Source organism: Flavobacterium glaciei, from assembly GCF_003350545.1.
GTDB lineage: Bacteria > Bacteroidota > Bacteroidia > Flavobacteriales > Flavobacteriaceae > Flavobacterium > Flavobacterium glaciei.
Genome location: NZ_QQBA01000001.1, coordinates 45,936 through 58,722, shown reverse-complemented (window position 1 = coordinate 58,722; position 12,787 = coordinate 45,936). Strand labels below are relative to the sequence as shown.

The window sequence follows — 12,787 nt, the reverse complement described above, 5'->3', positions numbered from 1 at the left end:
CTTTTTAAAATAATTGTTGTTGCAGCCATAATTTCTGGAATTTTGATTCTCCATCGTAATTTTCGGCTTGTAATTTTATGTTGAATTTTCGGTCTCTTGGATCATTTCCAACTCCTGAAACATACATCCAATTCCCATAATTGCTGTGTACATCGTAATCTATAAGCATGGCCTCAAAATAAGCAGCTCCGATGCGCCAGTCTAACAGGAGATTTTTTGAAAAATAAGAACCTACATTTTGTCTGCCACGATTGCTCATCCACCCTGTTTGTTGCAATTCAATCATATTGGCATTTACAAAAGGCTCATGCGTATCGCCATTTATCCATTTATTTATGGCAGAAGAATTGGTTTTCCAATCGTAATCTTTGTCTAAAATTCCGCCTATTTTAAAAATAGAATTTCCATTTTTCATAGAAACGTATTTAAAATAATCTCTCCAAATTAATTCGAAAATCAACCAATATGTAGAATCGTTTTTTCCAATTTGTTGTTCATATTTAATAATCTCCCAATAAATAGTTTTTGCCGAAATTGATCCATTGGCTAACCAAGGTGAGAATTTCGAACTAAAATCAGTACCAATTAATCCGTTGCGGGTCAGTTTATAAACGCTTAGTTTTTTAGTTTCCCAAAAATAATTTTGAATTCGTTTTAATGCCTCATCTTCACCACCAGCAAAAGGGAATGCGGTTCTTGAATCTGTTTTGAAATCAGTAAAACCCAATGTTTCCATGCTGGGAATTTCAGTTTCGTTTGTTACGAAATTTTCTTTAGAAAGTGGCTGAACCTTAAATTCAGGTTTTACTTTAGTCGATTTTTCGCATTGATTCCTAAATTGTGTAAAAACATTAGGAATCTTTTCAATCGCAAACGGAATCGCATTAGGATGGAACAAGAATTGATTGTAAGTTGCTTTGAACACTACTGTATCTGAAACTTGAGACTTTACGTTCTCTAAAACTTCCATTTCTTCGCTTGTCCATTCTTCTTGAAGATAGACGGAACTAATTTCATTTTTAGCAATAATTTGCGGAATCAAATCTTCTGGTTTTTGATGGTATACGAAAAGCGTAATATTCAACTTTTCCAAATTCCGTTTCAATGCAGTTATCGATTCGATCAGAAATTTAGCCCGAAATTTTTCTGTTTTTTTAAATCCAAAACGTGTCTTTTCGAAATGTCTTGGATCAAAACAATACACAGCAATTACGCTATCATTTTCTTGAATAGCATTTGTCACCGATTCGTTATCGTGAACTCTTAAATCATTTCTAAACCAAACTAACCCTTTTTGTTTCTTTTGCATTTTTCGCTACAATATTTAACTTCTTCCCAAACTTTTTCCCATTTTTTCCTCCAGTTAAATGGACGGTTGCAAACCAGACACATTTTTGAAGGAAGATGCTCTTTTTTCACTATTTGTATTTTTGATATTCATTCACAACAATTTGCGCTTTTAAATCAAACATCAAATTGTATAAACCAAAAAACGTTCTATTCATATAAATAAAATGCTTAGAACCTCTATTTCCGTTCATTTTTCTAAGATTCGTATCTTTTGAAAAACGTTCTCCTAATGCTGCAATGCTTTCAAAAAAAGATTCATCTGAGAAATCAAATGTTTCTGCTTGAAATGGTTTTGTAAACAAAGACAGTAAATCATGAAATAATTCAGTAAAATAGGCTACCTCTGCTGCTGAATCATCTACACGTAAAATTTCCAGTTCAAACAATTTTGCATTAAACAGTTTTGTATTGTTAATTACTTTTTTATCAATCAATTCAAAATAAGGCGTGTAAAAATCAGTTGGTATTTGTTTCATACAACCAAAATCTAATGCCACTAACTGATTTTCGTCATTAACTAAGAAATTTCCAGGATGTGGATCAGCGTGTACTTTTTTCAAAACATGAATTTGGTACATGTAGAAATCCCACAACGCTTGACCAATTTTATTGGCTACTTCTAGATTGGTATTTATTTTAGTAAATTCTGAGAGGTGCTTCCCACTCATCCAGTCCATCGTTATAATTTTTTCAGAAGAGAATTCAGGATAATATTCTGGAAATACTAAATTTTGAATTTTCTCACATGCAGCAACTACTTCGCGACTTTGTTTTAATTCTAATAAGTAATTAGTTTCCTCAACTAATTTGTCTTCAACTTCTTTAAAATATTTATCAGAGTCTTTCCCCTGAAGGTTAAACATTCTTATAGCAATAGGTTTTACCATCGCTAAATCTGATGAAATACTATTAGCAACACCAGGATATTGAATTTTTACAGCTAGTTTTTTACCATCTTTTACCGCAATGTGTACTTGACCGATGCTCGCTGCATTCTTTGACTCAGCATTGAACTCATCAAAAATTTCATAAGGTGTTTTTCCAAAGTTTGTCTTAAACGTTTTTAATACTAATGGAGCAGAAAGTGGTGGTACAGAAAATTGAGATAGCGAGAATTTTTCTACGTAAGCTTGCGGCAAAAAACTTTTATCCATGCTAAGCATTTGTGCAACTTTTAGCGCACTTCCTTTTAAGCTTTTTAAACCGTCGTAAATATCTTCGGCATTGTCTTCATTTAATTTATCACGAGTCAAATCAGAATTGACCATTTTTTCTCCGTAATATTTTAGGTAGTTTACACCTACTTTTGCACCGGTTTGTACCAGTTTTGTAGCCCTTTCAATTTTTGAAGTCGGGATGTAGTCAATAGTTTTCATTACTTGTTGTATATTTTTTCTTTGAAAATAAATTTTCCAAAATCGATTAAGCTGTCAATAGGAGCAATGTTCATTAGTTCAAATGATACTTTTACAGATTTTTCGATATATATATCTGTTTTCTCGAATGAAGGCGAAGAATCATCTAACCAGAATTTCAGTGTCAATAAAAGTTGAATCCAAGATGATTCCTGAAATGTTTTTTCTTGGAAATTTTGAAGTTTTTCTTGTTGCGTTCTAAAATCATCTGAAATGATTTCCGTCAGAAAATTTTTGAAACTGTTTCTGAGTCCGGACAATTGCATTAGTTTTTTCAACTGATTGTTATGCTCTTTTAGAACAAGAACTACATAACTTCTGTTAGCAGTTAATATTTCAAAAAAGGTAAAGTAAAAACTTAGCATTTTACTTTTCATGTCATACATCTCGTACTCTTTGTTTTTGTTTAACAAATCGATAGTTTTTTCTACAAACATTTTGAAAATTTCTTTTTCAATACTTTCAATAGTTCCAAAAAATGCATAAAATTCTGTTTCAGTAAAATCATTTATTTTTGTAAAATGATAGACTGACTTAGGTTTTTCACTATGTTCCAATACATAATCCATGTACATTGAAACTATTTTGTCTTTTGTTATTGTTGTTTTTTTAGTTGCCATTTTGATTGTTTTTCTAATTAAAGTATAAAGGTATGAAATGTTTAACGATATATTAATAAAGTTAAACAAAATTTAATATAATTTTATACCATTATAAATCATTAGCTTTACACTATCATGAAAAAAAATGTTTTAATAAGCGGCGGTTCGGGATTTATTGGGAGTAATTTGACTGCTTTATTGGTATCTAAAGGATATTCAGTTTCTATATTAAGTAGGTCAGTAAAACAAAACAAAGAAGATGTTTTCTATTATAAATGGGATGTTAGCAATCAGACTATTGATGAAAAAGCAGTTTTAAAAGCAGATTACATCATTCACTTAGCTGGAGAAAATATTGCAGAGAAAAGATGGACTGCTAAACGCAAAGCTGAGATTATAGATAGTAGGGAAAAATCTACTCAATTATTGTATGCTGTTTTAAAAAAGCATAATAAAAAACTGGATGCATTTATTTCAGCTTCAGCGGTTGGAATTTATGGCGCTGTAAATGGAGAAGAGATTTGTTCAGAGGATATGACCCCTGCAAATGATTTTCTAGGTTACACATGCCAGAAATGGGAAGACTCATTGGATTTTATCGAAAATCTAAACATTCGTACCATCAAGATTCGTACTGGATTAGTTCTAGGAAAAAATGATGGTTTTTTAAAAAAACTTATTCCGTTATTTAAATTCCGATTGGGTTCTGCATTGGGTTCTGGAACGCAATACATGCCATGGATTCACGTAGATGATTTGTGTAATATGTATTTGCAAGCAGTTTATAATTCTAATATGGAAGGACCGTATAATGCAGCAATTTGTGATAATACGACCAACACAGTTTTTTCAAAAACTTTAGCGCGTGTTTTTGGCTATTCAATTTGGTTACCTAATGTTCCCGCTTTTATATTAAAATTAGTCATGGGAGAAATGGCTATAATTGTTTTGACCGGAAGAAGAATTTCTTCGGAGAAGGTGGAACAAACTGGTTTTAAATTTAAATACAAAAATTTAGAGGAGGCTTTAAGGGATTGTGTAGCAAAATAGTATTTATTGTAATACACAAATCAGTTGTGTATTCACTTTTTTAGAGATTTTGCTTCGGACCATAAAAGGAATTTCAATATTGAAATCATCCGTATTTAATGTAAATGCGGAGTAGAGTTCAATTCCTTTATTTACTTTTCTGAGCGTGCCATTAATCACAATTTTTTTAGTTCGTCCGCGAATGGTTATTTTACCAGTAATTTGGCAAGGAATGGATTTAGAGTTAATTTTATTTAAATCAAATTTATCAATTTTACCTTTAAATATAGCCCTAGGAAAACGATTGCTTTCCATGTAATTTTTGTTAAAATGCTCTTGCATCAATTCTCTTTTAAATTTAAAATCTTTGATGTTAGCCCAACATTCTATTTCACCTGTATTGGTCAATAAAACACAAGTTGTTTTGCTATTCATTGCTTTTACTTCTTCAAATGAAGGTATGGAAGCTTCAAAGTTTATAATTCCAATGTTCGATACCAATTTTTCTTGAGCAGAAGTAGCTATTGTAAAGATAAGGAGTGCTATTAAGGTTATTTTTTTCATATTGATTTATGAATTAAATTACTTAAAGTTACAAAAAAAATGATGAAATAGAAGCATTCGTACACGGAAATACGTGGAGTAGCAGTTAATTTCTGAAACGATTTTTAATTTGAAATTAACTGTCTTAAATAGAAAGATAATTTCTTAAAATTCGTTCGATATCAAGGATTCATGGATTAGATTTCCAGCTTGATATTATATTTTTTTAAACTTTCTAAAGCTTCTTCAGAGGTGTAATCAAACTCTTCTTCATGCAGGTCTTTTTCTTTTTTTAATGCTATTTGTTTGATACAATTAAAAAAACGACGGACTTCATAATTATTAGATAAAATTAATCCTGGAACAAGCATACTGTTTCCCTCTTTGTCTTTGGCGACCATTGTAAAATAGGATGAATTACAATGTTTGATTTTCCCCGTTTGAATATTCTCAGCTTCTACACGAATACCAATAATCATGGAACTATTGCCTACGTAATTTACACAGGCTTTAATTGTAACCAGTTCGCCCACTTCTATAGGTTTAAGGAAATTTACTGTATCTACTGATGCAGTTACACAATAATTCCCTGAAAATTTAGAGGCGCAGGCAAATGCAATTTGATCTAAAAGCGATAAGATATAACCACCATGAATCTTACCACTAAAATTAGTGTGTGAAGGCAACATCAATTCTGAAATTCGAATATTTGAAGAGGCAACAGTTTTAAAAGTGCGATTCATTTATTTTATTTTATTTTAAATGGAGAATTTACTTTTTTGACTTCCTTAATAAAATAGCGAGTGTCACCCCACCACGGAAATGTGCGGTATCGCTCTACATAATTGACCTGTACATATTGACCTTCGAATTCTTGTAAGTCAGCAATCACCTTTTCCTCACTGTCTAAAACTGAAAAAGAAAATATTTGTGCGCCGGATATTCCCTGACTTATTTCTCCTTCCCAAGTTTTAAATGCTACTCCTTTGCGACTTACTTTTATTAATTCGCCTGAACGCATCCCTTCGCTGTATGTGGCACTGTATAAAAAAGCAAAATATCCTGCAACAGCTACTACTAAAATAACTGTGATTATCATTAAAAATTTTCTCATTTTTTGTTTAATTTAAAAGTTGATTTTCGTCTTTGACGGCTCTATTTAATATGCTTTCTGGAAGTGACTTCTTGGCTTTTGCTCCCATTTTTTTTAATTTTTCGACACTTACAATCAGGTTTCCTTTTCCTTCTACGAGTTTGTTCATCGCACCGCTGTATTCTATTTTGCTCTCGTCTATTTTCTTTCCAATTTTGATTAAATCGCCCACAAAACCTTCAAATTTATCATACAAAGCGCCCGCTTGTCTTGCAATTTCGAGTGCGTTTTCCTGTTGTTTCTGGTTGGTCCACATGCTGTCTATCGTTCGCAAAGTAGCTAATAATGTCGCAGGTGTAACAATAACAATGTTTTTCTCGAATGCTTTGTTGTACAAACTCGGATCTTCATTTAGCGCCATCGCAAAAGCGGGTTCAATAGGGATAAATAATAAAACAAAATCTGGACTTTCTATTTGGTATAAATCGTGATAATTTTTATTTCCTAATTGTTCAACGTGGCGTTTGATGGAATTGACGTGTTCTTTTAAATAGTTAATTTTTAGAATATCATCTTCCTCATTGATGTATTTCTCATAAGCCGTCAATGAAACTTTAGAATCGACAATCATCTTTTTGCCGTCCGGCAGATTGATAACAACATCTGGAAATACACGATTTCCATCTTCTGTAGTGAAGGCTTGTTGTACTTCATATTCTCTGCCTTTTTCTAATCCTGATTTTTCAAGAACGCGTTCTAATACTAATTCGCCCCAATTTCCTTGCATCTTGCTATCGCCTTTTAAAGCCTTAGTCAAGTTGATGGTTTCTTTGCTCATTTGTATATTCATTTCTTGCAAGCCCAAAATCTGTTGGCGCAAAGCCGCGTGATAATCAATACTTTCTTTATGGGTGTCTTCGACTTTCTTTTCGAATAAATGAATTTTATCCTGCAATGGTGTCAGGATATTTTTCATATTTTCCTTGTTTTGCTCTGTAAATTTATTGGATTTTTCGTCTAATATTTTGTTAGCAAGATTTTCAAATTCTTTGGTGAATTTTTCTTGTAGTTTCTCGACTTCTTCTTTTTGTTCTTTGTTGCGTTCCCAAAGATTTTCAAAATCTACTTCTTTTTTTGAAAGTTGGATGGCTAAGCTGTCTTTTTCACTTCTAATATTTTCTTTATCGAGATTAAGGTTTTCTAATTGTTTTTCAAATGTTGTTTTGTCAACTATAATTTGTTCTTTCAGTTGATTGAATTGGGAATTTAAAGCGATTAATTTTTCTTCTAAACTAATTTTTTCGGATTGGAATCTAGCAGAGAAAATGATTTTTCCAATAAAAACACCAATTGCGAGCGCAACGATAAAAATAATTAAAAACGGAAGCATATTTGACATAGAATTTATTTTTGTAAGGATGTAAAAATAAACAAAAGTTTTTTGGTTTCCTTTTAGAAAGCAAAATAGTAACGGAAGTTTTAGTATTACTGAAATTGAAGCCTATACGAAGTTATTTGTTATTATAACTGTGGTGATGTGGTGCTCGATTACAAAAAATAAGCCAATATGAATCGTTTTTCATATCGGCTTTTTTTAAACAAGTGAATTACGATTCATCTAGTTTAATGTTTCCACGGTCTTCCTTATTATCAGGGTGTTCGTTAGGATATCGATTTGGAGTGATATCAGAATTATGACCTTTATTTTCCACCATTTTCTGTGCTTGTTTTTCGGAAACATTTGCAATATCAGAACTTAAATTTACGGGTGTATTATCTTCATTTTGTTCTAAAGTTCCATCAATATTTCGAGCTCTTTGAACAATTTTTTGATTCCCGTGTGCATCAGTTTCTACTTCTGATTTTAGATGTGATACATCTGAAACGTATTTTTGGCTATATTCTGACCGCTAAATCCTTCGTTAGTGTTTTGCTTATTATTAGTTTTTTTCGAACCTAAATCATTACTTTCCATACTTTTTTATTTAAAGTTAATAGTCATAACTTTTATAAGATTACGCTATTAATTTTAAGTAATTCAATCATTTAACATAGCTTTTGGTTTAAGCAAATAAATGTATGGTTGCATTTTTTTAAATCCCGCAAAAACAAAGCTATCTTTGCATTTACAACTAATACACTTAAATGTCTCATTCTCATTTCATCATTCATAAGCCTTACGGGTATTTGAGTCAGTTTATTTATGAATTAAAAAGAAAAAAGAAACTGCTGGGGGAATTACACGATTTTCCTAAAGGTACAATGGCAATAGGTCGTCTTGACGAAGATTCAGAAGGATTATTGTTGCTCACAACGGACGGAATGATGAGCGAAATAATTCGGAGTAGGAAAGTGGACAAGGAATATTATGTCCAAGTCGATGGCATTATAACGCAGGACGCCATTGAGCAATTGCAAAAAGGAGTTGAAATAGGTTTCAATGGCACGAAATACGTCACTAAACCTTGCAAAGCATCTTTAGTAAATGAAATTCCCGCTTTTGGTACAAGAGGAAAAAAAATTCGGGATGAACGTCATGGTCCTACTTCTTGGGCTTCAATAACGGTAAATGAAGGAAAGTTTCGCCAAGTTCGAAAAATGACTGCCGCAGTAGGTTTTCCTACGTTGCGCCTGGTGCGTGTTCGAATAGGTAACGTGCATCTCAAAAATTTACAGGCAGGAGAAGTTTTAGAAGTTGAAGATTTTCAAATAACCGAATAAACAAATAACCGATTAACCAATAAGAAATGTTAAACATTGTTTTAGTAGAACCTGAAATTCCAAATAATACCGGAAATATTGGCCGATTGTGTGTAGGTACCGAAAGCCGTTTGCACTTAATTCATCCTTTTGGATTTGTCATTAATGATAAAAATTTAAAACGTTCTGGCTTGGATTATTGGGTGCATCTCGATGTAACCGAGTATCAAAATGTAGCTGAATGGAAAGCACAAATTCCTGATTTATCCCGAGTTTTTCTAACGAGTTCTCACGCCGAAAAATCATATTTAGAAACTGAATTTCAGGATGGTGATTGGTTGGTTTTTGGGAAAGAAAGTAAAGGTTTGAGTGAAGCTGTTTTAAACGAGTTCCCCAATCATCTTACAATTCCTATGTCGCCGCTTATTAGAAGTTTTAATATTGCAAATTCTGTAGCGTTTATCATTGGCGAAGCTAAGAGGCAAATAGCTGTTAAGTTGTAAATTACGATATTGAAATTGTAAAAAGGTAGGTGTTTTTGTAGTTGAAATTGCATATATTTGATTAGTTCATTCTGGATTGAATTGAGTTTTTTTCTCCTTTAAAACGCACTTTTTATGATTGATAAAAATACTCTTAGAAGCACCATTTTTAAACATTTGGATGGTTTAGTTACGGCTCCAGTAGCCTATGTTTTGCATGAAAAAGGAGTGCTGTCCTATATTCTCGACAAAAAAGAAGTCACACTTACAGAACTCACGGAACACTTTAAAGCTAATGAAGGCTATCTCAATGTAGGTTTGCGAGTTTTGTGCTCGCAGGGATTCCTAGATTATCATATCAATACTACCACAGACCAAATTGCGTTTACGATAAACGGAAAAAGCACAATTGCTTTTCCTATGTTCTATTTGTATGAAGACGTGCTTGATTTGCTACATTTCACGATGCAATTTAGCACTCGATCATTAGACGATATTCCGTTTGTTCGATTGGGTTTAATTTTCGATTTGTATAAAAAAAATTATGGAATTTCATTTTCAAATGATGCGCTGACTAATAATATTCAACATCAGATTCTAACTCATATTGAAGGTTGTCTCGTTGGGCCAATATTAGTAAAATTAGGTATGAGTGGCATGTTTCATAAATATTTTATGGAGATATCATTTCGTCCCGAGGAGTTTCATAAATCTCCCGAAAATTTCAAAATTATATTGGATTTTTTAGTTGATTTAGGTTGGTTTACTCAAAAAAAAGGCAATTACCAGTTTACGGAAAAGGGATTGTTTTTTGCCAAAAGAGCTTCTGCTTATGGAGTGACAGTTTCCTATTTGCCTACATTTAGTAAGATTGAAGATTTGATTTTTGGTAACCCTAATATACTCCGAACGATTGCTGAAGGCGAAGATGAAATTCATGTGGATAGAGAAATGAATGTTTGGGGAAGCGGAGGTGCGCATGACACGTATTTTAAAGTAGTCGATGAGATTATTATCAAATTATTCAATTTACCAATTGAGGATCAGCCGAAAGGAATTCTCGATATGGGTTGTGGCAATGGAGCATTTATAGAACATATTTACACTGTAATCGAAAGACAAACCCTTCGCGGAAAAATGCTGGATGATTATCCTTTGTTCCTTGTGGGTGCCGATTATAATCAAGCAGCCTTGAAAGTAACCCGAGCTAATTTAATCAAAGCTGATATTTGGGCTAAAGTAATTTGGGGCGATATAGGTCGACCGGATGTGTTGGCCAATGATTTATTGGAAAATTATAACATTGATTTGAAGGATTTGCTGAATGTGAGAACCTTCTTAGATCATAACCGAATTTGGGAAATTCCAAAACAGATTACTAAAGAAAGAGTAAGTCATTCTACAGGAGCATTTGCACATAGGGGAGAGCGAATCAGTAATAGTTTAATCGAAGATAATCTATTGGAACATTTGTATAAATGGTCGCCTTATGTTCGAAAATTTGGATTGTTAATGATTGAATTGCATACGATTGCTCCAAATTTGACAGCTGCTAATCTGGGGAAAACGGCTGCTACGGCTTATGATGCCACGCATGGTTTTTCAGACCAATATATTGTTGAAATTCCTGTTTTGCACAAAATCGCTGCTGAAGCTGGCTTATATCCTGATACTAATTTCTTCAAAAGATTCCCGGATGCTACTATTGCAACAGTGAGTATAAATTTATTTAAAGGAAATGGATAGTGTAATTTTGAAACTAAACAATTATGAATTTTCCTTTATCAGCATCAAAAACAATATGCTCGTCTTTGAATAAAGTATTAAAACTTCCTTTTGAAATAAAATTACAAGGCCCGTCTTGAAGCACAGTTTCAGGAGTCATAATAATCATTTCATCACTCAATTGTATCGCCATATCAATATCATGAGTAGAAAATAAAATGCATTTTCCCGTTTCATGAGTAAGCTTTTTCAAAAGTTTAAATAAAGCTACTTTGTGTAATAAGTCCAAATGGGTAGTGGGTTCATCTAAAATTATTAATGGAGTATCCTGTGCCAAAGCGCGTGCAATCAATACTTTTTGTAATTGTCCGTCACTAATTTCATAATGTTTTTTGGTGGCTAAATGACTGATTTGAGTTAAGGACATAGCTTCGTTTACTTTGACAATATCAACATCGGATAAAGTTCCTATCCAATTAGTGTAGGGCTGTCTTCCTAAAGCAATGAGTTCAAAAACAGTTAAATTACTGGGAGGTAGTTTTTCGGTTAAAACAACACTTAAGTTTTGAGCTAAATCCAAAGGTTCGTAATCAGTGATTTTTTTTTCATTCAAGAAAACGGCACCTGAAAGCGGTTTCTGGATTCCAGTAATTGTTTTTAAAAGTGTTGATTTTCCAATGCCATTAGCTCCAATTAGAGCTATTAGTTTTCCTTTTTTTAAAGTAATAGAAATATCCGTAGCCACAACGATTTTCTCTTTTTTATGAGAATAACCGATACTCATTTGAGATACTTGCAAGATGATTTTGTTTTCCATTAGGCTATCATTTTTCGTTTTCTAACCAATAACCAAATAACTACAGGAGCACCAATTATTGAAGTCACAGCATTTATAGGCAAAGTGATTTCTAATCCTGGAAATTCTGATAGGACATCACAAATAAGCATAATCGAAGCGCCTAAAAGTAACGTACTCCAATACAAAACAGAATGATTACTGGTTTGAAATACTAATTTTGCTATATGGGGAACCGCTAATCCTATAAAGGCAATTGGACCTGCATACGCCGTGATGCTTCCTGCTAAAATACTCGTTGCAAAAATAATAATCAATCGTGTTTTCTTGAAATTCAATCCTAAACTGCGAGCGTAATTTTCGCCTAATAACAAGGCATTTAACGGTTTGATGCTAAACAGACTTAATAACAAGCCAATCCCCACACAAACAGTAAGAATTAAAATAGAAGACCAAGACAAACTGCCTAAATTACCCATGGACCAAAACGTAAATTTCTGTAATTGTTCAGCCGAACTAAAATAGGTAAGAACGCCTACTATAGCGCTAGTAAAACTACCAAACATTAATCCCACAATTAGGATTGCCATGGTATCACGTAGCTTTTGGGAAACCATTAAAACGGCAAGTAATACAGCAGAACTTCCTATAGTTGATGCTAATACCACTCCGTATGAAGACAGTAAAATTGTACTCAAAAAAGGCGGTAGTAATCCCGCTCCTAAAAGTACGAAAGCGACACCTAAACTCGAACCAGAACTCAGCCCTAAAACATAAGGTCCTGCTAATGGATTTCGAAATAAAGTTTGCATTAATAGACCGCTTATGGACAGTCCCATTCCTACTAGAATTGCTGTAATAGCTTTGGGTAAACGGTAATTGATGATGATATATTCCCAAGTAGATTTACTCGCTTGACCACCTGTTAAACTGGTATAAATATCTTTAAAAGGAATCGTGATAGAACCAAAACTAATGTTTACAAAAAACAAAAGAACAAGCCCTAAAGCAAGCAAGAAAAATAGAATTGTATTTCGTTTTTGATTCGCCAA

14 protein-coding genes are annotated in these 12,787 nt (G+C 32.9%); 4 read left to right on the top strand and 10 right to left on the bottom strand.

From position 1 onward, the window contains the following. Window positions 1–4: 4 nt before the first annotated feature. The 4 genes from DFR66_RS00320 to DFR66_RS00305 are packed head-to-tail and all read right to left on the bottom strand — an operon-like array spanning window position 5 to window position 3,385. Window positions 5–1,309, bottom strand: a complete 1,305-nt coding sequence (locus tag DFR66_RS00320) for a DASH family cryptochrome (RefSeq protein ID WP_114752888.1) — start codon at window positions 1,307–1,309, stop codon at window positions 5–7. After that, window positions 1,285–1,419, bottom strand: coding sequence for a DUF2256 domain-containing protein (locus DFR66_RS00315; RefSeq protein WP_114752887.1), 135 nt, complete (start codon window positions 1,417–1,419; stop codon window positions 1,285–1,287). The genes DFR66_RS00320 and DFR66_RS00315 overlap by 25 nt, the downstream gene beginning before the upstream one ends. Continuing rightward, window positions 1,419–2,726, bottom strand: a complete 1,308-nt coding sequence (locus tag DFR66_RS00310) for an ABC1 kinase family protein (RefSeq protein WP_114752886.1) — start codon at window positions 2,724–2,726, stop codon at window positions 1,419–1,421. Before DFR66_RS00310 ends, DFR66_RS00315 begins: the two co-directional genes overlap by 1 nt. Continuing rightward, window positions 2,726–3,385: a TetR family transcriptional regulator C-terminal domain-containing protein gene (locus DFR66_RS00305; protein ID WP_114752885.1), complete on the bottom strand. Its 660-nt coding sequence runs from the start codon at window positions 3,383–3,385 to the stop codon at window positions 2,726–2,728. Before DFR66_RS00305 ends, DFR66_RS00310 begins: the two co-directional genes overlap by 1 nt. Window positions 3,386–3,502: 117 nt before the next feature. On the opposite strand from DFR66_RS00305, the gene DFR66_RS00300 reads away from it, so the two are divergent. Next, the gene (locus tag DFR66_RS00300; RefSeq protein ID WP_114752884.1) at window positions 3,503–4,417 is read left to right on the top strand and encodes a TIGR01777 family oxidoreductase; all 915 of its coding nucleotides are present in this window, start codon (window positions 3,503–3,505) and stop codon (window positions 4,415–4,417) included. A gap of 3 nt (window positions 4,418–4,420) precedes the next feature. Here the strand turns inward: DFR66_RS00300 and DFR66_RS00295 are convergent, their stop codons facing one another. The 4 genes from DFR66_RS00295 to rmuC form a co-directional block, all read right to left on the bottom strand. Beyond that, on the bottom strand, window positions 4,421–4,960 hold the full coding sequence (locus DFR66_RS00295) for a YceI family protein (protein ID WP_114752883.1): 540 nt from the start codon (window positions 4,958–4,960) through the stop codon (window positions 4,421–4,423). A gap of 176 nt (window positions 4,961–5,136) precedes the next feature. Continuing rightward, window positions 5,137–5,682: an acyl-CoA thioesterase gene (locus DFR66_RS00290; RefSeq protein ID WP_114752882.1), complete on the bottom strand. Its 546-nt coding sequence runs from the start codon at window positions 5,680–5,682 to the stop codon at window positions 5,137–5,139. Window positions 5,683–5,687: 5 nt separating this feature from the next. Next, complete coding sequence (locus tag DFR66_RS00285) at window positions 5,688–6,053, bottom strand: 6-phosphogluconate dehydrogenase (protein ID WP_114752881.1); 366 nt, start codon at window positions 6,051–6,053, stop codon at window positions 5,688–5,690. Window positions 6,054–6,060: 7 nt separating this feature from the next. Then, on the bottom strand, window positions 6,061–7,431 hold the full coding sequence (rmuC, locus tag DFR66_RS00280; protein WP_114752880.1) for a DNA recombination protein RmuC: 1,371 nt from the start codon (window positions 7,429–7,431) through the stop codon (window positions 6,061–6,063). Between the two features lie 746 nt (window positions 7,432–8,177). Between rmuC and DFR66_RS00275 the strand changes: the two genes are divergently transcribed. From DFR66_RS00275 to DFR66_RS00265, 3 genes are all read left to right on the top strand, one after another. Continuing rightward, complete coding sequence (locus DFR66_RS00275) at window positions 8,178–8,753, top strand: pseudouridine synthase (protein ID WP_114752879.1); 576 nt, start codon at window positions 8,178–8,180, stop codon at window positions 8,751–8,753. 26 nt (window positions 8,754–8,779) lie between these two features. Next, a complete protein-coding gene (locus DFR66_RS00270) occupies window positions 8,780–9,235 on the top strand; it encodes a tRNA (cytidine(34)-2'-O)-methyltransferase (protein WP_114752878.1) in 456 nt (151 codons plus the stop codon). A 114-nt stretch (window positions 9,236–9,349) separates the two neighbouring features. After that, on the top strand, window positions 9,350–10,960 hold the full coding sequence (locus tag DFR66_RS00265) for a class I SAM-dependent methyltransferase (protein ID WP_114752877.1): 1,611 nt from the start codon (window positions 9,350–9,352) through the stop codon (window positions 10,958–10,960). 13 nt (window positions 10,961–10,973) lie between these two features. Here the strand turns inward: DFR66_RS00265 and DFR66_RS00260 are convergent, their stop codons facing one another. After that, window positions 10,974–11,756 carry an ABC transporter ATP-binding protein gene (locus DFR66_RS00260; RefSeq protein ID WP_114752876.1) on the bottom strand — a complete coding sequence of 261 codons (783 nt, stop codon included), beginning with the start codon at window positions 11,754–11,756 and terminating at the stop codon, window positions 10,974–10,976. Next, on the bottom strand, window positions 11,756–12,787 hold the full coding sequence (locus DFR66_RS00255; RefSeq protein ID WP_114752875.1) for an iron ABC transporter permease: 1,032 nt from the start codon (window positions 12,785–12,787) through the stop codon (window positions 11,756–11,758). Before DFR66_RS00255 ends, DFR66_RS00260 begins: the two co-directional genes overlap by 1 nt.

Coding starts and splice junctions, on each gene's coding strand:
- DFR66_RS00320 (WP_114752888.1), bottom strand. CDS start 1,309: ATGCAAAAGAAACAAAAAGGGTTAGTTTGGTTTAGAAATGATTTAAGA.
- DFR66_RS00285 (WP_114752881.1), bottom strand. CDS start 6,053: ATGAGAAAATTTTTAATGATAATCACAGTTATTTTAGTAGTAGCTGTT.
- DFR66_RS00305 (WP_114752885.1), bottom strand. CDS start 3,385: ATGGCAACTAAAAAAACAACAATAACAAAAGACAAAATAGTTTCAATG.
- DFR66_RS00270 (WP_114752878.1), top strand. CDS start 8,780: ATGTTAAACATTGTTTTAGTAGAACCTGAAATTCCAAATAATACCGGA.
- DFR66_RS00300 (WP_114752884.1), top strand. CDS start 3,503: ATGAAAAAAAATGTTTTAATAAGCGGCGGTTCGGGATTTATTGGGAGT.
- DFR66_RS00275 (WP_114752879.1), top strand. CDS start 8,178: ATGTCTCATTCTCATTTCATCATTCATAAGCCTTACGGGTATTTGAGT.
- DFR66_RS00295 (WP_114752883.1), bottom strand. CDS start 4,960: ATGAAAAAAATAACCTTAATAGCACTCCTTATCTTTACAATAGCTACT.
- rmuC (WP_114752880.1), bottom strand. CDS start 7,431: ATGTCAAATATGCTTCCGTTTTTAATTATTTTTATCGTTGCGCTCGCA.
- DFR66_RS00310 (WP_114752886.1), bottom strand. CDS start 2,726: ATGAAAACTATTGACTACATCCCGACTTCAAAAATTGAAAGGGCTACA.
- DFR66_RS00265 (WP_114752877.1), top strand. CDS start 9,350: ATGATTGATAAAAATACTCTTAGAAGCACCATTTTTAAACATTTGGAT.
- DFR66_RS00260 (WP_114752876.1), bottom strand. CDS start 11,756: ATGGAAAACAAAATCATCTTGCAAGTATCTCAAATGAGTATCGGTTAT.
- DFR66_RS00290 (WP_114752882.1), bottom strand. CDS start 5,682: ATGAATCGCACTTTTAAAACTGTTGCCTCTTCAAATATTCGAATTTCA.